The 22,156-nt window shown below is 38.0% G+C and carries 21 protein-coding genes; 13 read left to right on the top strand and 8 right to left on the bottom strand.

The window, feature by feature from the left end; all coding sequences use genetic code 11:
• Positions 1 to 29: 29 nt before the first annotated feature.
• Both EZ449_RS10310 and EZ449_RS10305 read right to left on the bottom strand, forming a co-directional pair.
• On the bottom strand, positions 30 to 572 hold the full coding sequence (locus tag EZ449_RS10310) for a DUF5606 family protein (RefSeq protein ID WP_131558365.1): 543 nt from the start codon (positions 570 to 572) through the stop codon (positions 30 to 32).
• Positions 573 to 645: 73 nt separating this feature from the next.
• Entirely contained in the window at positions 646 to 1,104 is a 459-nt protein-coding gene (locus EZ449_RS10305; protein ID WP_131558363.1) for a peptidylprolyl isomerase, read from the bottom strand.
• A 434-nt stretch (positions 1,105 to 1,538) separates the two neighbouring features.
• On the opposite strand from EZ449_RS10305, the gene EZ449_RS10300 reads away from it, so the two are divergent.
• On the top strand, positions 1,539 to 2,720 hold the full coding sequence (locus EZ449_RS10300; RefSeq protein ID WP_131558676.1) for an asparagine synthetase B: 1,182 nt from the start codon (positions 1,539 to 1,541) through the stop codon (positions 2,718 to 2,720).
• Between the two features lie 274 nt (positions 2,721 to 2,994).
• On the top strand, positions 2,995 to 3,726 hold the full coding sequence (locus tag EZ449_RS10295) for an outer membrane beta-barrel protein (protein WP_131558361.1): 732 nt from the start codon (positions 2,995 to 2,997) through the stop codon (positions 3,724 to 3,726).
• Positions 3,727 to 3,794: 68 nt separating this feature from the next.
• On the opposite strand, the gene EZ449_RS10290 is transcribed toward EZ449_RS10295, so the two are convergent.
• From EZ449_RS10290 to lpxK, 3 genes are read right to left on the bottom strand one after another with little or no spacing between them, the layout of a single operon-like run.
• A complete protein-coding gene (locus tag EZ449_RS10290) occupies positions 3,795 to 5,801 on the bottom strand; it encodes a putative porin (protein WP_225872284.1) in 2,007 nt (668 codons plus the stop codon).
• Between the two features lies 1 nt (position 5,802).
• A complete protein-coding gene (locus EZ449_RS10285; RefSeq protein ID WP_131558359.1) occupies positions 5,803 to 6,618 on the bottom strand; it encodes a purine-nucleoside phosphorylase in 816 nt (271 codons plus the stop codon).
• On the bottom strand, positions 6,590 to 7,651 hold the full coding sequence (gene lpxK / locus EZ449_RS10280; protein WP_131558356.1) for a tetraacyldisaccharide 4'-kinase: 1,062 nt from the start codon (positions 7,649 to 7,651) through the stop codon (positions 6,590 to 6,592). Before lpxK ends, EZ449_RS10285 begins: the two co-directional genes overlap by 29 nt.
• Before the next feature lie 684 nt (positions 7,652 to 8,335).
• Here lpxK and EZ449_RS10275 point away from each other — a divergent pair.
• The 10 genes from EZ449_RS10275 (at position 8,336) to EZ449_RS10230 (ending at position 17,327) form a co-directional block, all read left to right on the top strand.
• The gene (locus EZ449_RS10275) at positions 8,336 to 9,475 is read left to right on the top strand and encodes a sterol desaturase family protein (RefSeq protein ID WP_131558354.1); all 1,140 of its coding nucleotides are present in this window, start codon (positions 8,336 to 8,338) and stop codon (positions 9,473 to 9,475) included.
• Positions 9,476 to 9,540: 65 nt separating this feature from the next.
• Positions 9,541 to 10,674: an NAD(P)/FAD-dependent oxidoreductase gene (locus tag EZ449_RS10270; protein WP_131558352.1), complete on the top strand. Its 1,134-nt coding sequence runs from the start codon at positions 9,541 to 9,543 to the stop codon at positions 10,672 to 10,674.
• On the top strand, positions 10,675 to 11,388 hold the full coding sequence (locus EZ449_RS10265) for a methyltransferase domain-containing protein (RefSeq protein WP_131558350.1): 714 nt from the start codon (positions 10,675 to 10,677) through the stop codon (positions 11,386 to 11,388).
• Positions 11,385 to 12,437, top strand: a complete 1,053-nt coding sequence (locus tag EZ449_RS10260; protein ID WP_131558348.1) for a type III polyketide synthase — start codon at positions 11,385 to 11,387, stop codon at positions 12,435 to 12,437. The genes EZ449_RS10265 and EZ449_RS10260 overlap by 4 nt, the downstream gene beginning before the upstream one ends.
• A gap of 1 nt (position 12,438) precedes the next feature.
• Positions 12,439 to 12,885: a 3-hydroxyacyl-ACP dehydratase FabZ family protein gene (locus EZ449_RS10255; RefSeq protein WP_131558346.1), complete on the top strand. Its 447-nt coding sequence runs from the start codon at positions 12,439 to 12,441 to the stop codon at positions 12,883 to 12,885.
• Positions 12,878 to 14,158 (top strand): beta-ketoacyl-[acyl-carrier-protein] synthase family protein, encoded by a 1,281-nt coding sequence (locus EZ449_RS10250; RefSeq protein WP_131558344.1) that lies wholly within the window; start codon positions 12,878 to 12,880, stop codon positions 14,156 to 14,158. The genes EZ449_RS10255 and EZ449_RS10250 overlap by 8 nt, the downstream gene beginning before the upstream one ends.
• Positions 14,151 to 14,411, top strand: a complete 261-nt coding sequence (locus EZ449_RS10245) for an acyl carrier protein (protein ID WP_131558342.1) — start codon at positions 14,151 to 14,153, stop codon at positions 14,409 to 14,411. Before EZ449_RS10250 ends, EZ449_RS10245 begins: the two co-directional genes overlap by 8 nt.
• Positions 14,401 to 14,865: a 4'-phosphopantetheinyl transferase family protein gene (locus EZ449_RS10240; RefSeq protein WP_131558340.1), complete on the top strand. Its 465-nt coding sequence runs from the start codon at positions 14,401 to 14,403 to the stop codon at positions 14,863 to 14,865. The genes EZ449_RS10245 and EZ449_RS10240 overlap by 11 nt, the downstream gene beginning before the upstream one ends.
• A gap of 176 nt (positions 14,866 to 15,041) precedes the next feature.
• Positions 15,042 to 16,676, top strand: a complete 1,635-nt coding sequence (pruA, locus tag EZ449_RS10235) for an L-glutamate gamma-semialdehyde dehydrogenase (RefSeq protein ID WP_131558338.1) — start codon at positions 15,042 to 15,044, stop codon at positions 16,674 to 16,676.
• Positions 16,677 to 17,063: 387 nt separating this feature from the next.
• Complete coding sequence (locus EZ449_RS10230) at positions 17,064 to 17,327, top strand: hypothetical protein (RefSeq protein ID WP_131558336.1); 264 nt, start codon at positions 17,064 to 17,066, stop codon at positions 17,325 to 17,327.
• 47 nt (positions 17,328 to 17,374) lie between these two features.
• Here the strand turns inward: EZ449_RS10230 and can are convergent, their stop codons facing one another.
• The 3 genes from can to EZ449_RS10215 all read right to left on the bottom strand — a co-directional run bounded on the left by can (position 17,375) and on the right by EZ449_RS10215 (position 20,154).
• A complete protein-coding gene (gene can, locus EZ449_RS10225; RefSeq protein ID WP_131558334.1) occupies positions 17,375 to 18,031 on the bottom strand; it encodes a carbonate dehydratase in 657 nt (218 codons plus the stop codon).
• A 5-nt stretch (positions 18,032 to 18,036) separates the two neighbouring features.
• Entirely contained in the window at positions 18,037 to 19,647 is a 1,611-nt protein-coding gene (locus tag EZ449_RS10220; RefSeq protein ID WP_131558332.1) for a SulP family inorganic anion transporter, read from the bottom strand.
• A 162-nt stretch (positions 19,648 to 19,809) separates the two neighbouring features.
• Positions 19,810 to 20,154: a hypothetical protein gene (locus EZ449_RS10215; RefSeq protein ID WP_131558330.1), complete on the bottom strand. Its 345-nt coding sequence runs from the start codon at positions 20,152 to 20,154 to the stop codon at positions 19,810 to 19,812.
• Positions 20,155 to 20,565: 411 nt separating this feature from the next.
• On the opposite strand from EZ449_RS10215, the gene EZ449_RS10210 reads away from it, so the two are divergent.
• On the top strand, positions 20,566 to 22,107 hold the full coding sequence (locus EZ449_RS10210) for an acyl-CoA carboxylase subunit beta (protein WP_131558327.1): 1,542 nt from the start codon (positions 20,566 to 20,568) through the stop codon (positions 22,105 to 22,107).
• The last annotated feature ends 49 nt before the right edge of the window (positions 22,108 to 22,156 follow it).

Genomic DNA, 22,156 nt, shown 5'->3' with positions numbered 1-22,156 from the left:
CCTGGTGTTCCATACTATTTAAAAAAAGCTTAAACGCCTTTCTTACTTGTCATACTTGCTTTTTTAGCAGGCCCTGAAGTTTTGGTAGTTGCTTTAGCGCTAGCTGAAGATTTAGATCCAGTTGCTTTTTGTTTTTTATCTGCGGCAGCTTTTTCTTCTGATAACTTAACTTCAGCAGGAATACCTGGCGTTTCAGGAGTATCTTCTGTGAAAAGAGGCAAATCTTTTAAAAGGTTGTACCAAGTGATGATTTTCTTCATATCTGAGCCATACACCTTATCTTGATCATGACCTGGAGCCACTTCAAGAAAATAAGGACGCAAATCACCTTTAACATCAGGTATAGAACCTTTCTCAGAAATTTTAGCAAAAATATCTGCTAATTTAATTTCCTCTTCCTCACCATAAACCGTAATATCTTCTAAAGAAGCTAATTTTGTATTGGTGATATTGGCTACAACCTTAATTTTTTGAGCATCTAAACCCTCTAAAATGTAACCTACTTTATTTTGTCCAACCAGTTTGAACAAACCTGGTCTGCCAGATACGGCAACAATTCCTCTTAAATTCATAATATATTTGTTAAGCGGTTAGCGTTTGGTGTAGGGCGAATTTCAACGCCTATCGCCAATCGCTCAACGCAATTTAATCTTCAACTATTTCAACTCCTAAAATTTTATCACCTTGGCGAATATCATCTACAAGATCAACATTATCAATCGCTCTACCAAAAACGGTATGTACACGATCTAGGTGAGCAGTATTTGCTCTGCTGTGGCAAATAAAGAATTGAGAACCACCAGTATTGCGACCAGCATGAGCCATAGACAATACGCCACGATCGTGAAATTGGTTTTCGCCATCTAACTCACAATCGATTTTATAACCCGGGCCACCTGTACCTGGCATTCCCGTTGCGCCATCTTTCGAGTTTGGGCAACCAGTTTGAACCATGAAATTAGGAATTACGCGGTGAAAAGTTACTCCATCGTAGAAACCTTCGCCTGCTAATTTTTTGAAGTTTGCAACTGCTTTTGGAGCATCTTTTTCGAAGAACTCTACAGTGATATTGCCTTTTTCGGTTTTTATTATTGCTTTACTCATATCAATTTTGGTACTAATATTTAAATTTTAATTACCCTAAAAATTTGTACATTTTTAAAGTAGAGGGCAAAAATAACAAAATTGTGTAAATAGAACATCTTTAAAGATTTAAATTATAAATATACTCCACATTTTATCCGATTAGTTAGGTAAATGAGCGGTATTCTGTCATTGGCGATCAACAGCCCCGCCATTCGCTATAGCCCTAGTAAAAACTCGGGGCTGCCGCTACTGTCTGGTTTAGGTACAAAGTTGGTGCATCCGGCAAAACGTTTAGTCATATGGAAAAGATTAAGTGATTATATTTTAGTTAACAGACTAAATCAGTTATTTTAGTGTTTTATGTAAATATGGCCATTAAAATAAAGTATTACATCCTAATTCTTAGTCTGTTCCTCAGCATTGGCGCTAAAGCATCTTCTCTATTAATTTACATGGATGAAGATCAGAAAAACCATTTAAAGGCTTACGGAATTGCGTATTGGACCATTAGCAAACAACTAGAAGTAGATTGGCTTTTAAATTATCGTGGAGGAAGTTTTTTAATCAAATACAATAAAACTGTTGAAGATGAACTAAAAATTCGAGGCGTTTCTTATGAGGTGATGGCCGATGGAAAAGTAGTGAGCTTATTGAATGAAATCAGTGATCCATCGGTAAATATGGAGATGGTTAAATTAGAGAAAACGCCAAAAATTGCTGTCTATTCTCCAAAAAGCAAATTACCTTGGGATGATGCCGTTACCCTAGTGTTAACTTATGCAGAAATTCCTTACGATGTCATTTATGATGATGATATTTTACAGGACAAACTAAGCAAATACGATTGGCTCCATTTACATCACGAAGACTTTACAGGCCAGTATGGGCGCTTTTGGGCAAATTTTAGGTATGCAAATTGGTACCAGGAAGATGTTAAAAACCAAGAAGCCTTGGCAAAAAAAATGGGATTTAAAAAAGTTTCAGAAATGAAACTTTCGGTTGCAAAACACATTAAGGAATATTGTGCTGGTGGCGGTTTTATGTTCGCCATGTGCTCTGGAACAGATAGTTTTGATATCGCGTTAGCTGCCGAGGGAGTTGATATTTGTGCGCAAATGTTCGATGGTGATCCTGCAGACCCCAATGCGCAATCGAAATTGGATTTTAATAAAACTCTGGCTTTTCAAAATTTCAAGCTCGATAACAATCCGATGAATTACGAATTTTCGGATATAGACGCAACCAATAGCAGAAGCTTAAATCAATCGAATGACTATTTTACCCTGTTTGATTTTTCTGCAAAGTGGGATCTCGTGCCAACCATGCTCACACAAAACCACGATAAGGTAATTAAAGGATTTATGGGACAAACTACTGCTTTTAAAAAGAATTTAGTAAAAACTAGCGTAACTGTTTTGGGCGAAAATAAGGGCGCTGCAGAAGTAAGATATCTTCATGGCGAGATAGGCAAAGGTCAGTTTACTTTTTATGGTGGCCACGATCCAGAAGATTACCAACATGCCGTTGGCGATCCACCGACTGATTTAAGCCTCCACCCAAATTCTCCTGGATATAGATTGATCTTAAACAATGTGCTTTTTCCGGCAGCGAAAAAGAAACCGCAAAAAACGTAATTTTGAAAAGCCGATCTGTATTCATCTAATAACCTCATGTCTTTCTGTATCAATTCCTGATAACTATACAATACTTATCGCTTATTGATTTCGCTGTTGACTTTCCGTTTTATACCCAAAAACAATAAAAAACATCTTGAAAACCAAGCAATTAACAAATGCTTTTGTAACACGCATGATACTTTGGCACAGCTTTTGGATAAGGGGCTTGTAATTAACAACAGGTTCATCCCTGAAATTTTTAAACAAGATTCTTTACCTAAAGAAAAATATCATGAAAAAGTTATTATTAAGCGCATCAGTTATTTTATTGGCAACCGGTGCATTTGCGCAGTCTACAACAGGTACAACTTCCAGATTTGGACTTAAAGCAGGTGTTAACTTGGCAAAAATTCATTCGAGTGGAAACAATGAAGCTATCTACAATGACAATGCAAAATCTAATGTAGGTTTCAACGTTACCGCATTTGGAGATTTTGGTGTTGCAAACAATTTCTTTATCCAACCAGGAATTTCATTACAGAATAAAGGTGTAAAATTCGATGGAACAAGCGCTGCGACAATTGGCAACACAACCACTACAACAACGTCTTCTATAAAAAGAAGTGTTATGGCTATTGAAGTTCCTATTAATGCCGTATTTAATATTCCTACCGGTGATGCCGGTGCAGTACAGATAAGTGCCGGTCCTTATGTTGGTTTTAACATTTCAGGAAAAGATAAGGGAAGTACAACAACCACAACGGTAAATAATACTGCAAACACAACAGCTACAGCAACTTCAAGTGCAGACAATGATTTGAGTTTTGGTAGTGCACAAGATAAAGCCCAAGGAAGTACAGAATTTGGCGCAAACTTTGGTTTAGCTTACCGTACAACATCAGGGTTTTTGGTTGGTGCCAATTATGGGTTAGGATTAACAGATTTAACCCCAAAAGATAACAGAGCAAACGCAAACAAATTAACAAACCGCGTTTTAGGTTTCACAGTTGGTTATTCATTCTAAGAAAAACCGTTAAATAAAAAAACCTGTTTTGATTTCTCAAAACAGGTTTTTTTACGCAGTTTAATTTGCTAATCGTAGAAATTCCAGCTCACACCAAACTTCAATAGTGAATCTTGCATGGGATATCTATTCACTGTATAATAACCAGTTTGGAATAAACCTTGGTTGATGAAATCATATTTAACAAAGATATTTGCTCGCTTTAAATTCGCCTTAAAAAAAACATCAACAATTGGTTTTGAGGCTAGTAAAACTGGATTATTATTATCAATATAAAACTGCGCAGTTGCCGGCGAATAAAAATAATTGGCATACGCTGTATTGTACCTCACATCAAAACCAATGTTTGCCTTAAGTACCTTGAAAAAAGTGTTATCAAAATAGATACTATTATAAGTATAAAACTCCGGTGTGCGAAGCACTGAATTTTTATCTGTTTTTTGGTAAGCTATGTAATTCTCCATTGCAAATTTCCCATATCTCCATTTTTTCGATACATCTATTCTAATTAAGCTGATATCGGCAGTTTCTTGTGTGGGAAGGATAGAATTTGTACCATTAGAATTATCTAAAGCAAAATATAGATAATTGCTTGTTAGAAAATATTTTGCACCAGCATTAAGGCCATATTTATCATTAATATAGTTGAAAGATAAGTTGACAACTTTTGTATTCTTAAAGTTCTGAAAATTCCACTGATAATGATTTCCGTGGTAATAGTTAAAAATGGCTGCCGGCGTTTGGTTTTGAGCATAAGCACCTAATTCTACTCTTCCGATAGATTTCCCTAAAAGAATTTTACTCTTTGCCTCGTACAAATAATCTCCCGCATTTTCTCCCTGTAATATCTGTTGCACATCGAGGTTAAAATTAATATTGCTACTAAATCTGTATCCTGCTGCACCTAATATTGTTATGTTCTGATAAGCAAAATCACTTTGTTCGTAATTAGTTCCATCAGATTTTATCCCCATAAATTGATGTTTATAATAATCATGGCGAATACCTGCATCAACCTTTAACTCATTTTTAATAACTGTAGAGTTTTTTGGTCTTAAAAAAAAACTGTAAATAAACTCATTCTTAAAATGCTGAACGTGCGTAGAATCATTCGTGAACGAAACGTTATTGATACCAGGAGGCATTACATTATTAGGATCATCATCCGTTTTAGTAAAATCGTAACTATCGTTATCATATTCTAATATATAACTTACCTTATTTGTTGGCAGGGCGCTATTATTCTCATTAGCCGAAGTATCAATTCTGCCTACATAATAAGTTTGCTTTAAAAACAAGGTGTTTTTACGATATAAATTTCTTGATGCAGAAAGATTTACCGGCTCAGCCTCTCTACTAATTTTATTGTAATCTGGCTCAAATAATTTGGTTTCTACAGTAGAACCATTTTCGTAAGCACGCATGGTATTAAAAATTGCCGAAGCCCACACGTTGTAGCGTTTGTTGGGCGATTGATACCATGAAAACACGGCTACATTTAAATTATCGCCCCTTTGCCTTGCGTAAAAACCCTTAGAATCACCACGATTAAAATTAACCCCAACATTCCAGTTTTTCTTGATATTTTGAGTATGAATCGCCCTAAAAAGTTGTTCTTTTTGTCCGGCACTAACAAAGTACAAACTGGTAAAAGGTGTTCTGGCTTGATAATAAATAATATCTTCAGGAGTAAGTGCGTAATAATCCAATGAATGGAATCCAGCATCGAAACCAATTCTTTTACTCGGCTCGTACAATAATGGCCTTGCAGAAAGCCCCATATTTCCGTTGCTAACGGTTGGGTGAAGCGGTTGCAACAGCGGACTATAATTTTGAATGTTTACGGTTGAAGTATCTAAAGGCAATAGCACAATACTATCCTGACTTAGCGATAGCTTTGTAAATCGAATAAACTTTGCAGTAAAAACAACCGAATCCTTACCGGCATCTAATTTCTTTCGTACTGAATCTAATTCCTTATTATCGCCAACAGATGTTTTTAAATCTTGAGCAAAGGATTTATTTATACCTGTAAGTATTATGATAAAAAAGCAGATTTGAACAACTTTACGCATCTTATAGTTCAGAAATTAGGCGGGTTAAAATTTCTGTCATTTTAGGTTCTGCTTTAGCCGCAGCCTCCAAAATCTCATTTAAGTTAAAAGGTTGTAAATCCTCCGGGAAGCCCTCATCTGTTAAAACTGAAATTGCAAAAACAGGCAGGCCAGCATGGTTGGCCACAATAACTTCAGGAACTGTGCTCATTCCAACGGCATCAGCACCAATTAATCGTAAATATTTGTATTCTGCCTTGGTTTCTAAATTCGGACCAGAAACTGCTACATAAACACCTTTGTGGCATTTAATATCTACATCTTTGGCAATTTCTAAAGCTTTGGCAATAATCGAGCGCTTGTACGGTTGGCTCATATCTGGAAAACGAGGACCAAGTTCGCTTTCGATTAATCCTCTAAGTGGATTATCGGGATGAAGATTAATGTGATCTTCGATAATCATTAAATCGCCTTTTTTAAATTCGGGATTTAAAGAACCTGCAGCATTTGAAACAATTAGATTTTCGATGCCCAAACCTTTCATTACCCGAACCGGGAAAGTGATTTGCTGCATGCTGTAACCCTCATAATAATGCAAGCGACCTTGCATAGCAACGATTTTCTTCCCGTTTAATGTTCCGAAAATTAATTTACCACTATGAAATTCTAATGTAGAGATGGGAAAATTTGGAATATTGGAGTACATCAATTGATGCTCTACTTCAATTTCTTTAACTAGGCCACCCAAGCCAGTGCCTAAAATAATGCCTATTTCTGGTTTAAAGTTTTCAGTTTTGCGTTTTATATATTCAACGGTTTCTTCTATTGCTCTTAACATAGTTTAAAATAAGTTCATCAAAGGTAATCTTATCTTCTTCAAATAATTCAACCTCGATGGGTAAAAAATATACCGGTAAATTTATCAGTAAATCTTTAAATCCCGCAGCTTTTAAACGCTTACTATCCTTTTCTGTTGTGATGATGATTTTTTCTTTTTTATTACTCAATTCAAAGGCAGATTTGAAATTTTTGATATCATCATCCTTAAAGGCATAATGATCAGCAAATTCCTCATGTTTAATCGCCTTTGAATACTTTTCAAGCTCTTCAATCATGGGATCAGGATTGGCAATCCCTGTGAGTAGGAATATTTCGTATCCCTTTATCGAATCTAAGGACCTACTTTCCATAGTGTATAAGTGCTGAAGATCACCATACTTAAGGTAGGAATGTAGTACTTGCTGATTTTCATTTGGTTGCAATTCATTTACAGATGCCTGCTGAGCCACATGCAACAAGGGAACTGGCGATTTAGTAACCAATAAAACATCGGCTCTTTTCCTCGAAGAAAAAACATCTCTTAAATTTCCCGCTGGAAGTAAGAATTGTAAAGTTCCCAATTTTCTAAACTCGAAAAGCAAAATGTTTAAGCCAGCTTTTACTGCTCTATGTTGATATGCATCATCGAGGATAATTAAATTATGATTCTCTTTTAATTTATTGATGCCAGTAACTCTATCCTCGCAAACGGCAACGGTTACGTTTTCAAATTTTTGATAATACTGTAAGGGTTCGTCTCCAATGGTTTCGGTGGTTGCATTCGCATCGGCAAGAATAAATCCCTTTGTTTTACGACCATATCCCCTGCTTAAGATGGCAACTTTATAATCGGATAATAACCGAACCAGATACTCAGTTGTAGGCGTTTTACCTGAACCTCCAACTGCTAAATTGCCTACACAAATGACCGGCAAATCGAATTTCACCGAACGCATCAAGCCCCAATCATAAAGTTTTTTACGGAGGTTTATTGCCAAACCGTAGATTAAGGAAAAAGGGAGAAGTAGAAATCGTAAATAGTTAACTAGCATACCGTCGTATTTTCAAAAATAGGGATTATTTAAAAAAATTAGGCATCGCTTTTGGCGATGCCTAATAAAGCAACCTTTAACAACAGAAAAGGTTTGTTAGATTTTTAAAAGAAAATTCGTTTTTAGGTTTGGAAAGGAGTGCTTGTATTTCAATTATTATCAGTCTGGCTTTAAGCTAAATTTTTTATTGATAAAGCTACTAACGCTAACAAGCGATGTGCATATTAGCGTTAGTAACTTCCTAAAAGGATATGGCTGCAATCGAGTTTATTATTATTCTCAGCTTTGACAACTTTATTTCCACGGTGCTATTGAAATTATCAAAGCTCCTAATGCGAAACGTAATAAATTGCTTTACCGATAAAATATCCCGAATACCATATCACCCCGAAAGCAAGAAAAGAAATTAGAATTAACCACACTAAGTTTTTGCGTTTTAACATACACTAAATGTAAGAAAAATTATCAGCAGCTTTGACAACTTTATTTCCATGGCGCTATTAAAGTTGTCAAAACTCTCAAAAAAATATCTGTAGCAAAACCATCAACCAAAAAATTAAGGTATTCATTAAGTTTAAAAACATGAAATTTAGCTGCATGCTATTTATCAATCATTTCATCATTCATAAGTCTGTTTAAATACTTAAAATTCAGTATCATTGTTGATTAACAAAATATAATTTAATGTCTCCAAGCAAACGTCTAGTAGTCGGTCAGGGCCAAATAAGTGGCTACATTTCTATCTTTTTAGCTGTTTTAGCCTTATTGGGAATCTTGTGTTTCCATTACCCCGAAAAATTAACGACCCTTGAATTCCGTGAGATTTACACTAAAGACAGCATGGAAGCACTCATGCTCGGCGGCGTTATTGCATCTTTCTTTTTTTGTCTGTTGAGTTTAATTTTGGCAAAAAAATTAAAATGGGCATGGCCAGGTTTCGTCCTTGCTGCCTTAGCAGTAATTTTAGGGGCATTAAGTGTTGAGGGTAGAGATGTTGCAAAATCCAGCTGGCACTTTGGTTTAGATTGGATGATTTTGGATCTACTTTTAATGGTGGCCATTTTTGTCCCGATTGAATTATTTTTCCCTAAGAATAACGAGCAAAGCAGGTTTCATGAAGAGTGGCGAACCGATTTAACTTACTTCGTTATCAGTCATTTGTTTATACAGTTTTTTGGTATCGTAACTCAAAAACCCGCTGTATTGTTTTTCGGCTGGATTGGACTGGATAAATTGCATACCTGGGTGCAGGGCTTGCCGTTTATAGTGGCACTTTTCATAGCATTTTTTACTACAGATCTATTTCAATATTGGGCGCATCGCTTTTTCCATACACGTGTATCGTTATGGCGTTTTCATTCTATCCATCACTCTACACAAAACATGGATTGGTTAGCCGGAAGCAGGACCCATTTTATTGATATATTTTTTACTCGGGCGATGACGTTTATTCCACTTTACATCTTAGGATTTTCATCTACCGTTTTTAACGTTTATATTATTTTTATTGCCATACATGCTGTTTTAATTCACGCCAACACGAGGATAAATTTCGGCCCGCTGAAGTACATTTTTACAACGCCACAATACCATCATTGGCATCATTGCGAAGACCCCAAATATTACGGGCATAACTTTGCATCAATATTTCCCTTTATCGATATGATGTTTGGCACATACTATTTACCTGGCAAAGAATGGCCTGCAGGAACAGGGGTACATGAGGCAGAATACCCGAAAGGTTTTATTAAACAATCTATTTACCCTTTTACTAAAAGTCCGTTTGATACAGATTTGAAAATGGAAGAGAGAAGTGATAGATAGTATTTAATTCCGTACGCCGAACAAAGGTGGATATAAAGTGTTACCTTGTAATATCTTAAAATTATATGTCCCCTGAAATAGAAATCTTAATTATTGGTGGTGGATTAGCAGGTTTAACAGCCGCTATTCATCTTCAACAAGTAGGTTTACAGGTTACTTTAATTGAGAAACAAGCTTATCCCCATCACAAGGTCTGTGGCGAATATATATCAAATGAAGTTTTACCGTACCTCAATTGGCTTGGCATCTTTCCGGAAAACCTATTGCCCACCCATATTACAGATTTACAGTTCACCTCTAGCTCGGGAAACTCGATTACTACAAAGTTACCTTTAGGAGGTTTTGGTTTAAGTAGGTATGCATTGGATCATCATTTATATCAAATAGCGCTAGAGAGAGGAGTAAACATTCTCATAGATGCTGTAATCAACACAACCTATTGCGACAACCATTTCCTGATTGAAACCGCCGGTGGCAAAATTTTTAAGGCTAATCAAGTAATTGGTGCGTACGGAAAAAGAGGTCTGATGGACGTAAAATTTGAGCGTAATTTTATTAGCAAAAAGTCTCCCTATCTTGCGGTTAAAGCACATTACAGATCTGATTTCTCAAATAATTTGGTCAGCCTGCATAATTTTAAAGGTGGCTATTGTGGAGTTTCAAAAATTGAGAACAAACAGCTTAACATCTGTTATTTAGCCAACTACGAAACTTTTAAAAAGCATAAAAATATAGCAGCCTATCAGGAGAACGTCTTATATAATAACAAATACCTTAAGCATGTTTTTGAGCAATCTGAAATGGTTTTTGATGCGCCCTTAACCATCAGCCAAATTTCTTTCGAGGAAAAGGAACCTGTTTTCAACCACATTTTAATGATTGGCGATACAGCAGGCCTTATTCACCCGCTTTGCGGAAATGGAATGGCTATGGCCATTCATAGTGCAAAAATTGTCTCAGCGCTTTTGAATCAACACCTTAAAGGTAAAATATCAACTAGGCTACAGCTAGAACAATCTTACCGGGCAAGTTGGTATAAACTATTTGGCATGAGATTAAGAATGGGCAGAATCTTGGCTTCCGTGCTCAGAAACGATAAACTTGAAAGCTTTGCGATGAATGCCATAACAAGAATGCCATTTCTACTTAATAATATAATAAAGCAAACACATGGAAAGCCAATTATACCTCAAGATTAAATGCCTGTAAATACTAAGTTTAGAAGTAATGCACCCGAATTGATGGATGATTTCCAAATGGAGGGAGAAATTTTAAGAGATGCACTTGATAAGATTGCCAGCATTAACCAATTATTGGGTGGCAATAAAGTTACGCTCGATGGGGTAAAAACCTTGATCTGGGGCAAACCGAAAGATGAAATTATCCGTATTACTGATATAGGTTGCGGCAATGGAGACATGCTTAGAACTTTAGCAGATTATGCCAAGGCAAACAACTTAAACTTTATTTTAAAAGGGATAGATGCGAACAAATTTACAATTGAACATGCAGAAAGTCTATCTAAAGACTATGGCAATATTTCCTACCAATGCAGTGATATCTTTGATGATCTAGCGGGAGATGAATCTTGCGATATTTTCCTTTGTACCTTGACACTTCATCATTTTAAGGATGAAGAAATCATCAGGCTTTTGGAAAACTTTCAAGCTTTGGCAAAACTGGGAATAGTGATCAATGATCTGGAGAGAAGTGCATTGGCATATCGTCTTTTTAAGGCCTTATGTTTTGCATTTGGCTTAAATGACATGTCGAGGGAAGACGGGTTGGTTTCTATCTTACGGGGATTTAAAAGAGCGGATTTATTGGCATACTCCGAGAGATTAAAATTAAAGCATAGCTCAATTAAATGGAAATGGGCTTTTCGATACCAATGGATAATTAAAACAGTATGAGCGTAATTGTTAAAGCGGTTAGTAAGGCCTTACCCGAATTCTGGAGAGCAACAGAAGATATATTACCGTTTTTAGATGTTTGGTTGAAAGACCAGGACGAACGATTTATCCGCAAGGTTAAAAAGATTTTTGAGGGTGCTGCTGTTGATAAACGATACTCGTTTATGTCGCCGGAAGAGGTTTTCAGCGATCTAAGCTTTGAGGAAAGAAATGATATCTACATCAGAGAGGGCATCAAGCTAGGCGCAAAATGCTTGGAGACCGCACTCGAAAAAGCAGCATGGCAACCCAAGGATTTAGATTACATCATCACGGTGAGTTGTACGGGCATTATGATTCCATCGTTGGACGCCTATCTCATAAATGCGCTTAAACTTCGCCAAGATATAGTTCGGTTGCCTGTTACTGAAATGGGTTGTGCGGCGGGTGTGTCAGGAATGATTTATGCAAAAAACTTCTTAAAGGCAAATCCTGGCAAACGAGCCGCAGTTATTGCTGTAGAATCGCCCACTGCAACTTTTCAACTTAACGATTTTTCGATGGCCAACATCGTCAGTGCAGCTATATTTGGTGATGGTGCCGCTTGTGTTTTATTAAGCTCGAACGAAGAGGATCATGGTCCGGAAATCCTGGCTGAGGAAATGTACCACTTTTATGATGCCGAAGAAATGATGGGCTTCAAATTAACAAACACGGGTTTGCAAATGGTCTTGGATGTAGAGGTTCCCGAGACCATCACTTCTCACTTCCCAGCGATCATCCACCCATTTTTAGCAAAAAACAATTTGACCATTGAGGATATCGACCACCTTATCTTTCATCCAGGAGGAAAAAAGATTATTCAGGTGGTGGAAGAACTCTTTGGGAAGCTAGGTAAGGATATTAATGAGACGAAGGAAGTTTTGAGGCGCTACGGCAATATGAGCAGCGCTACCGTTTTGTATGTACTGGAAAGCTACATGAAGAAAAACCCTGCTTCCGGCGAGAAGGGATTAATGCTAAGTTTCGGCCCAGGGTTCTCTGCGCAAAGAATTCTTTTACAATGGTAATATGAGTCCACAGGAAATACTTAAAAACTTACCATATGGCCAAGCATTTTTGTTTGTCGATGAGTTATTGCAGGTTAATGAATTCGGCGCAAAGGGAACTTATACCTTTGATGAGAACCTAGCTTTTTACAGCGCTCATTTTAAAGATGAACCAATCACGCCAGCAGTAATCCTAACAGAGACCATGGCACAGATTGGATTGGTTTGCTTGGGCTTATACCTTACAAAAGAGGAACCAATTAACAAAACAAAAACATTGGCGATGAGCTCTAGTTCGATTGACTTTTTAAGACCAGTTTATCCGGGAGAAAAAGTATGGGTAACGAGTGAAAAAATATATTTTAGATTTAATAAATTGAGCTGTCGGGTAAAAATGGAGAGTGCTGCTGGTGAAATGATTTGCAAGGGAACGATTTCGGGAATGTTAATTGCCAAACCACATGAATAACCAAAGGGTAGTAATTACAGGATTGGGCATTTGTGCACCTAATGGAACTACAATTCCTGAATTTACGGAGGCTATAAAAAACGGTACTTCGGGAATTGCCCATCAGGCGGATTTGGAAGCGCTCGGGTTTTCCTGCCAAATCGCGGGGAAGCCAAAGCTTAGCGACGATAGAATTGAGCAATACTTTTCTCCGCTGGAACTAAGAAGTCTAAATAGTACAGGGATTATCTATGGCGTGATTGCCGGATTAGATGCCTGGAAGGATGCAGGCTTGGAAAGAGCTAACGATGATATGCCGGACTGGGACAGCGGGACATTTTTCGGCACAGGAACTTCAGGTATTGATAAATTTAGGTGGGCAATCAATAAAATAGACGACATGGAAATCCGTAAGCTCGGTAGTACTGTTGTTGTTCAAACCATGGCTAGCGGAGTGAGTGCACTCATCAGTGGAAAACTGGGTCTAGGAAATCAGGTAAGCACAAATTCTTCTGCCTGTGCAACGGGTGTAGAAAGTTTGTTGCTTGCATACGAAAGAATTAAGTCCGGTAAGGCGAAGCATATGCTTGCAGGAAGTACAAGTGATAGCGGTCCATATATTTGGGGAGGCTTCGATGCCATGAAAGTTTGTACCTTTAAGCATAATCACGAACCTGAAAAAGGGAGCAGGCCATTAAGCTTAACTGCGAGCGGATTCGTGCCTGGCAGCGGAGCTGGTGCGTTGGTTCTAGAATCGCTTGAATCTGCCCAGGCAAGAAAGGCGAAAATTTATGCTGAGGTTTTAGGCGGTGAAGTGAATTCTGGTGGTCAGCGTGGCTTAGGTACAATGACAGCACCAAATCCCCTTGCTGTGCAGCGGTGTATTAAGAAAGCCATTGAAAATGCAGGGATAACGGCTAGCGAAATTGAAGTAGTAAATGGCCACCTAACCGCAACAACAAAAGATGCACTCGAAATAGAAAACTGGAAAATTGCATTAGGCTCAACAGCTGATAATTTTCCCTACATTAACACCCTAAAAGGGATGATTGGCCATTGCATTAGTGCGGCCGGAAGCATTGAATGTGTAGCATCTGTGCTTCAGTTGGCAAAAGGTTTTATTTTTCCGAATGTAAACTGCGAAGACCTAAATCCAGATGTTACAACATTAATAAATGAGAATCGGATTCCACAAATGTTGGTTAATAAGCAGTTTAACATTTTAGCTAAGGCGAGCTTTGGATTTGGCGATGTAAACGCCTGCATTATCTTAAAGAAATACAACAATGAATAAAGAAGAGATTATTTCAGAACTAAAAACAATCATTCAGCCTTACAGCGAAGAGGCCCTGGCTTTGGAAAGTATCGATGAAAATACCGATTTTATCAAGGACCTAAAGGTAAATTCGGCCAATTTGGTTGATATTGTGTTAGATATCGAAGAGCGTTTTAAAATTGAGATTGATAATGATTCTATGGCAAAAATGCTGAATATTAAGTCAACGGTAGAGATTATCGAAAACAAGTTACAGGTCAATGGTGGGTAATGATATTGTAGACTTACAGCTTGCAAAGGTACAAAGCAACTGGCAGCGTAAAGGCTATCTTGAGAAAGTTTTTAATGAAAATGAAAGACTTCTGATCTCATCGGCAGAAAATCCTGATGTTATAGTTTGGCTACTGTGGAGCATGAAAGAGGCCGCCTATAAAATTCATAACCGCGTAAACGGAATTCGTGAATATGCGCCCAAAAAGCTAAATTGCTTTATAGTGCCAAAAGTAGATTTAACACGAGGAAGAGTAAATATCGATGGAGCTGTTTACTTTACCAAAAGCAGTATCAATTCAGCATATCTACATACCATTTCATCTTCTATTCAGCATCAAATAGATGCAATTAAGATCTCTATTTACGAATTCCCAAATCATCCATCAAAATATAAGGATAAAAACCCAGGTTGCATAAGCCACCACGGAAAATATCTGGCTTTGGCGTATTAAGATATTGGTGTCTGACATCCGATAGATTACTCATATTTTAACAATAACAACTCTAATAATAACCTAATTCTATTGTGATGGCTTAAGCCAAGCCTTTCCCCTTATTTTCTTTACAGAAGAATAGAATTGCATCCCTCAAAAACCCTTATCTTTGCTCAAATCATAAAAAATAAAATATGCTTAAAGGATTTTTTAACGTACCCACTCCGGTAAACGAACCTATATTAAATTACGGCCCGGGCAGCAAAGAACGCATTCTTTTAAAGGAAGCACTTGCCGAGGCTCGTTCATTTCAACAAGACATTCCGATGTATATCGGCGGTAAGGCAATTCATACTTCCAAAAAAGGTAAGGTTGTTGCACCACATGACCACCAACATATTTTAGCCCAGTTCAGTATTGGCGATAAAACCCATATTACCCAGGCAATTGAAGCGGCTTTGGCTGCAAAAGAAGATTGGGAAAATCTTGCATGGGAACACAGAGCTGCCATATTCTTGAAAGCTGCTGATCTCATCGCAGGCAAATACCGTTATAAATTAAATGCTGCGACTATGTTGGGTCAAAGCAAAAACGCTTATCAGGCAGAAATTGATGCGGCTTGCGAACTGATTGACTTCTTACGTTTCAATGTAAGTTACATGGCCGATATCTACAAACAACAACCCCCTGTCTCTCCTCGCGGAAGTTGGAACCGTGTAGAGCAACGCCCGTTAGAGGGTTTTGTTTTTGCTTTAACGCCTTTCAACTTCACGGCAATTGCAGCAAACTTACCTGCTTCAGCCGCGATGATGGGTAATGTTGTCGTGTGGAAACCTGCAGATACACAGGTTTACGCAGCCAACCTTTTGATGGAAATTTTCCGTGAGGCAGGCGTACCGGATGGTGTAATCAACTTAGTTTATGCTGACGGCCCAGAAACAGGCGATGTTATTTTTAACCATCCTGATTTCGCTGGTATTCATTTTACAGGTTCTACAAAGGTGTTCCAGGAAATCTGGAAAACGATTGGAACGAACATCCACAAGTACAAATCTTATCCTCGTATCGTTGGCGAAACTGGTGGTAAGGATTTTATCCTGGTTCACACATCGGCACAAACCGATATTGCAAGCACTGCAATTGTTCGTGGTGCTTTTGAATATCAGGGACAAAAATGCTCTGCTGCGAGTCGTGTTTACATTGCCGAAAGCCTATGGCCTGAGATTAAAAAATTAATGTTACGCGATTTGGCTACGTTCAAAATGGGCGGAACTGAAGATTTCAGCAATTTTATTAATGCGGTTATCGATGAGCGTTCCTTCGATAAATTAGCTAAATACATCGACCAGGCGAAGAAAGATAAAGGTGTGGAAATTATCGCTGGTGGTAACTACGATAAGAGCAAAGGCTATTTCGTTGAGCCAACCGTTTTAGTGGTCGACGACCCGAAATACACCACCATGTGCGAAGAATTGTTCGGTCCGGTTTTAACGGTTTACGTTTATGCCGATAAGGATTTCGACTCAATTTTAGAAGTAATTGACACCACATCTCCGTATGCTTTAACGGGTGCTTTTATCGCTCAAGAAAGATATGCAATCGAGAAAGCATCTCATGCTTTACGCGACTCGGCAGGTAACTTTTACATCAACGATAAATGTACGGGTGCCGTTGTGGGTCAGCAACCATTTGGTGGTGCCAGAGGTTCGGGCACGAATGATAAAGCTGGTTCGATGATTAACTTATTGCGTTGGGTTTCGCCACGCACCATAAAAGAGGTTTTCGAATCGCCAACTGATTATCGCTATCCGTTTTTAGCAGAAGATTAATATTTGCCATGCTAAGCCTGTCGAAGCATCAACATACTTCAAAGCCCTTGAGCAATCAGGGGTTTTTCTGTTTAAAAGGATTTGGAAAGCAAAGGCAGTATTTCAATTATAGTTACTCGGGCTTTGCGCTAAATTCCTGATGAAGAATCGGGATATACCGCTTCAATCCCGTTTAATTACAAAATGTTTTGCAACTATTTAAGGCTGCATGGTGTAAATGGCATAGTCCTTTAAACTTAAACCAGACAGGAGCGGCAGCCCCCGATTTTTTCTATCGGGGCTATAGCAAATGGCGGAACTTCAGCATCAATAAGGCACTAGCGTTCATTTCCAAATCCTTTAAAACTATCGACACTTCCAAATGTTCTATAAGCAAAGAAAAACATCATGGAAAATCAAAACGATAATCTGAAAGATAAAAATGCAGATAATACTGCAGATGCAACCAACATGCCTGATGGATTGGTACCACGCCACCATAGTGATGAAAATAATGAAAAGAACAAAGTAAAATCTGATGCAGGCAATTTAGGCAGAAACTTCGGTAGAGGAGATTTTGGCTCGGAAGAAGCTAGAGAAGACGCTGAAAAAGGAAACCAAGGCCATGCTGGAAATATGCCCAATACAGGAGAAAAAGAAAGCCCCGAATAAATTCGAGGCTTTACTAACAAACTAAAAATTACACTTATGGGATGCTTTTAACCAACTTTAAACGCAGGAGTAACATCATCAAGACAAGTACAAGTTACCTTCATGTCTTTAATAATTCCTGTTTTCAGGCTATAAACCCAAGCATGTACAGCCAACTCCTGCCCATTAGCCCAGGCTGTTTGTACAATCGAGGTATTCATAATATTTCCTGCGCCTTCTATGGCGTTTAATTCTACCAAACGATCAAATCTTTGATCAGGATCTTTAATGGTTGCCATTTCACGTTCGTGGGTACGATACACATCACGAATGTTTCTCAACCAGTTATCAATAATACCAACCTGTTTGTTCCCTAGAGCGGCTTTAACACCGCCGCAGCCGTAGTGGCCGCAAACAATTACGTGTTTTACTTTTAACACATTTACCGAGTAATCTAAAACCGAAAGCATGTTCATATCGGTATGTACAACTACATTTGCGATGTTACGGTGTACAAAAACATCACCTGGTTTAGTGTTTGTAATTTGATTTGCAGGAACACGACTATCAGAACAGCCAATCCACAAAACCGGCGGACTTTGACCTTCAGAAAGCTTATCGAAAAAGGTTGGATCTGTATCAATCATATCCTTAACCCAGTCTTTATTCCCCTGTAATAATGTATCGTATGTTATATCTTTTGTTTCAATTGTTTTTGCGCACATAGCTCTTACTTGTTAATATCTTCTATTACTTTATTAGTTAATTTTGGTACAGTATAATGTTTCTGCACATTTTCTAAGGTTACAATAATGCCTTTTGTGTAAGCATTATGTTTGTAGTTAAAAATGGTTTCCAATACATCAGGATCGATGTATCTGGCATTTGAGCCATCAATAATTACATTTGTTTCTTTTGGAATATTCGTTAAAACTACTTGTATCGCTGCCTTGTTCAAAAACGAAACCTCTTCTGCCAGTTTAATTCTGATGTTCTTTTTATCGCCCTCATTTGTAATTCTGTAAAAGAAAGGATTACGCATATTGGTTCGTAGTAAATAGAAAATTGAAACTAACATTCCTACTGCTACGCCTTTTAATAAATCGGTAAATAAAACGGCTAAGACAGTAACTACAAACGGAACAAATTGATCCCACCCTTTGTGATACATGTGTTTGAAAAGGCTAATCCTCGTTAATTTATAACCTGTTACCAATAGAATTGCCGCCAAACAAGAAAGTGGAATCATATTAATCACCTGTGGAATAAACAATAGCGATAGTAGCAACCAAATGCCGTGAAAAATTGCAGACATTTTAGTTCTTCCACCGGCATTAACATTTGCCGAACTACGAACAATTACCGATGTCATGGGTAAACCACCAACCATACCGCTGGCCATATTACCTAAACCTTGCGCGATAAGTTCTCTATTTGTAGGTGAAACCCTTTTAATAGGGTCGATTTTATCTACAGCTTCGATGCTTAATAGCGTTTCTAAACTGGCTACAACTGCAATGGTTAAGGCAACGATGTACACATTTTTATTAGCAAGCGTTTGCATAGAAAAATCTGGCATGGTGAATAAACCCATAAACTCACCAAAGCCACCTACAACAGGTATTTTAACAATTTGATCGGCTCTTAAAGCGTAATCAGTGCCAGCGAAGATAAAACTTCCAGCCACACCCAAAATCACTACTAAAAGTGGTGCTGGAACAACGGCTAGCTTAGGGAACTTAGGCCAAATGATTAAAATTGCGATGGATAATAAACTGATAACTACCGCAGCCAAACTAAAATGGCTTACTGCAGCCGTTATTGCAGAGAAAGTATTTTCATGATCTTGCTGAAAGAAACCTTCATCACCACTAAAATCGGTATCAACACCTAATGCATGTGGTAATTGTTTTAAAATCAAGATTAGTCCGATGGCGGCAAGCATACCCTCAATTACGCTCGAAGGAAAGTAGTTCCCAATAGTTCCCGCCTTAATTATCCCTAAAATGATTTGGAAAACACCTGCTAAAACAACAGCAAGTAAAAAGACAGGGTAGCTACCCAAAGTTGTTATTGCACCTAAAACGATAACGGTTAAGCCCGCAGCTGGACCACTAACACTAAGCTGTGAACCGCTGAAAGAAGCTACAACGATACCACCAATAATTCCCGTAATTAAACCAGCAAATAATGGGGCACCAGAGGCCAGTGCAATACCTAAACATAGCGGCAAGGCCACCAAAAAAACTACAATACTTGAAGGTAAATCTTTCTTTAAATTCTTTTTGAGAATATATTTCTTCACATCCGAACCTGAAAAGGCCGGGTTAAACTTTTGCATAACGATATAATTATCTAGTAAATTTTAACGAATAAATCGCGGGGGAAAATAAATGCAATCATCAAAGCACAAGCTAAATTAGCCTGGCAAGTAACTTGGTCGCATCTTTAAAATGCGCTACAATAAATGAGTCGCAAAAAGGTTTACCCCTATTAAGAAATGCTAAATAAAATTCGGTGGAGGTGTTGGTACCGTTGGGTGATATGGATCTACATATCTTTTGAAATGCTCAATAAAACTACTCTTCAAAAAGAAGTGACTAGAAGAGAACTCGTAAGAAAAGATGGGATGATTTAATTCAACGAGTTTAAAGTCGGTGAATTTGGCAGTGTCTTTGGCGGTATCTTTTCCGCCATCATGCTCTAACTCAATTTGCATGATTACCGCGTTCATGATTTCCTTATCAATACTTGTACAAAAAACCGGCGCACCAGAAATACCCATCTTCGCCATGAAGATGAACATGAATGAGGCAACGATTATATACTTGTATTTTCTTAAAAACATTAAACTTTTTCTAATCCTATTCTAATGATACTTTACAAAAATAAACGGATAATTGGTTTTTCAATACTTTAGGCTGTAAAAAATTTGTAATATAAAGAATGGGCGACTATTTCAAACTCGAAACAGGGGCTTCATAAGTGGCTTTTACTTGTCGATAATTAATTAACCACAGATGGACAGCATAGGCACAGATAGAATAATTTCGTAAATAAAATCTGTGTTTATCTGGGGTAAATACTTTAGGTTGATAACCTTGGAGGAAAAGGCGATGTATATTAGCTAAATACAAAACGCATGATCTTGCTTTGTCTATCGTGGATAATGATAATCTTGCCCCACACCTAGAAACTTCTTCCTTTAAGCTTGTATTACCGCTAGTAATTTTTAATTTTAAAATCTCATATCATCAAAATGGATAAGAAAATAGCTTTACTTCAAGATAAAATAGATCAGGCAAACCTTGGCGGCGGACAAGCACGTATTGACAGTCAGCATAAAAAAGGAAAGCTTACCGCCCGCGAACGCATTCATTTTTTAGTAGATGAGGGAAGTTTTGAAGAAATTGGAATGATGGTTACGCACCGCAGCACAGACTTCGGAATGGAACGTGAAAAATATTTAGGCGATGGCGTAGTAACCGGCTACGGAACAATTAACGGTCGGTTAACCTATATTTTCTCTCAAGATTTTACGGTTTTTGGTGGATCATTATCAGAAACCCATGCCGAAAAAATCTGTAAATTGATGGACATGGCCATGAAAAACGGCGCTCCTTTAATCGGTTTAAACGATAGTGGTGGTGCCCGTATTCAAGAAGGTGTAGTTTCTTTGGGTGGCTACGCCGATATTTTTTACAAGAATGTTCAGGCATCGGGTGTTATCCCGCAGCTTTCGGCAATAATGGGTCCATGTGCAGGTGGCGCAGTTTATTCCCCGGCCATTACCGATTTTGTATTGATGGTAGAAAACACTTCTTATATGTTCGTTACCGGACCAAATGTGGTTAAAACGGTCACGCATGAAGAAGTAACATCAGAGGAATTAGGTGGAGCAACCACGCATGCCACCAAATCTGGCGTTACTCATTTTGCCTGCGCCAATGAAATTGAGGCCATCACTCATGTTAAAAAGCTTTTAAGTTATATGCCTCAAAATTGTGAGGAAACGCCAACAAACCTATCTTATGAAATGGCTGATGAAAGCAGGTTGGCATTAAATACTTTCATGCCTGAAAATGCATCACAACCTTACGATATTCGTGAGATTATTTCTACCGTTGCTGATGCAGATAGCTTTTTAGAAGTGCATGCAGCATTTGCTGAAAATATTGTGGTAGGTTTTGCCCGTTTAGCTGGTCGAAGCATCGGTATTGTTGCCAACCAACCGGCTTATTTGGCTGGCGTATTGGATAGCAATTCATCAACAAAGGCCGCCCGTTTTGTCCGCTTTTGCGATTGCTTTAATATTCCATTACTTGTTTTTGAAGATGTTCCAGGTTTTCTTCCAGGAACCGATCAGGAATGGAATGGCATCATTACCAATGGTGCAAAATTGCTTTATGCTTTTAGCGAGGCTACCGTTCCACGTATTACCGTGATCACCAGAAAAGCTTATGGCGGTGCTTACGATGTGATGAATAGCAAACACATCGGTGCCGATATGAATTATGCCTGGCCGAGTGCCGAAATTGCCGTAATGGGTGCAAAAGGTGCTGCAGAAATCATTTTTAAAAGAGAAATTACTGCTGCTGAAGATCCACAAGCAAAATGGCTGGAGAAAGAAAAACTGTATTCGGATATTTTTGCAAACCCTTACCGTGCTGCAGAACGTGGTTTTGTAGATGAAGTTATTGAACCATCGCAAACCAGAATAAAATTGATTAAAGCTTTTAAGATGTTGGAAAATAAAGTGGTAAATAATCCCCAAAAAAAACACGGAAATATACCTTTGTAAGGATGGAAGATGGATGAGGTAAGATGGATAAGGGATGATTAAATTTCCA

Source organism: Pedobacter frigidisoli, assembly GCF_004331675.1.
In the GTDB taxonomy this organism is placed as follows: domain Bacteria; phylum Bacteroidota; class Bacteroidia; order Sphingobacteriales; family Sphingobacteriaceae; genus Pedobacter; species Pedobacter frigidisoli.
Note: the sequence above shows the minus strand (reverse complement) of the source record. Positions and strands in the feature narration are given on the sequence as shown.

Bases quoted from the DNA above. Each gene is read 5' to 3' on its own strand.
- EZ449_RS10310 (WP_131558365.1), bottom strand. From the start codon at position 572: ATGAATTTAAGAGGAATTGTTGCCGTATCTGGCAGACCAGGTTTGTTC.
- EZ449_RS10305 (WP_131558363.1), bottom strand. From the start codon at position 1,104: ATGAGTAAAGCAATAATAAAAACCGAAAAAGGCAATATCACTGTAGAG.
- EZ449_RS10300 (WP_131558676.1), top strand. From the start codon at position 1,539: ATGGATGAAGATCAGAAAAACCATTTAAAGGCTTACGGAATTGCGTAT.
- EZ449_RS10295 (WP_131558361.1), top strand. From the start codon at position 2,995: ATGAAAAAGTTATTATTAAGCGCATCAGTTATTTTATTGGCAACCGGT.
- EZ449_RS10290 (WP_225872284.1), bottom strand. From the start codon at position 5,801: ATGCGTAAAGTTGTTCAAATCTGCTTTTTTATCATAATACTTACAGGT.
- EZ449_RS10285 (WP_131558359.1), bottom strand. From the start codon at position 6,618: ATGTTAAGAGCAATAGAAGAAACCGTTGAATATATAAAACGCAAAACT.
- lpxK (WP_131558356.1), bottom strand. From the start codon at position 7,651: ATGCTAGTTAACTATTTACGATTTCTACTTCTCCCTTTTTCCTTAATC.
- EZ449_RS10275 (WP_131558354.1), top strand. From the start codon at position 8,336: ATGTCTCCAAGCAAACGTCTAGTAGTCGGTCAGGGCCAAATAAGTGGC.
- EZ449_RS10270 (WP_131558352.1), top strand. From the start codon at position 9,541: ATGTCCCCTGAAATAGAAATCTTAATTATTGGTGGTGGATTAGCAGGT.
- EZ449_RS10265 (WP_131558350.1), top strand. From the start codon at position 10,675: ATGCCTGTAAATACTAAGTTTAGAAGTAATGCACCCGAATTGATGGAT.
- EZ449_RS10260 (WP_131558348.1), top strand. From the start codon at position 11,385: ATGAGCGTAATTGTTAAAGCGGTTAGTAAGGCCTTACCCGAATTCTGG.
- EZ449_RS10255 (WP_131558346.1), top strand. From the start codon at position 12,439: ATGAGTCCACAGGAAATACTTAAAAACTTACCATATGGCCAAGCATTT.
- EZ449_RS10250 (WP_131558344.1), top strand. From the start codon at position 12,878: ATGAATAACCAAAGGGTAGTAATTACAGGATTGGGCATTTGTGCACCT.
- EZ449_RS10245 (WP_131558342.1), top strand. From the start codon at position 14,151: ATGAATAAAGAAGAGATTATTTCAGAACTAAAAACAATCATTCAGCCT.
- EZ449_RS10240 (WP_131558340.1), top strand. From the start codon at position 14,401: ATGGTGGGTAATGATATTGTAGACTTACAGCTTGCAAAGGTACAAAGC.
- pruA (WP_131558338.1), top strand. From the start codon at position 15,042: ATGCTTAAAGGATTTTTTAACGTACCCACTCCGGTAAACGAACCTATA.
- EZ449_RS10230 (WP_131558336.1), top strand. From the start codon at position 17,064: ATGGAAAATCAAAACGATAATCTGAAAGATAAAAATGCAGATAATACT.
- can (WP_131558334.1), bottom strand. From the start codon at position 18,031: ATGTGCGCAAAAACAATTGAAACAAAAGATATAACATACGATACATTA.
- EZ449_RS10220 (WP_131558332.1), bottom strand. From the start codon at position 19,647: ATGCAAAAGTTTAACCCGGCCTTTTCAGGTTCGGATGTGAAGAAATAT.
- EZ449_RS10215 (WP_131558330.1), bottom strand. From the start codon at position 20,154: ATGTTTTTAAGAAAATACAAGTATATAATCGTTGCCTCATTCATGTTC.
- EZ449_RS10210 (WP_131558327.1), top strand. From the start codon at position 20,566: ATGGATAAGAAAATAGCTTTACTTCAAGATAAAATAGATCAGGCAAAC.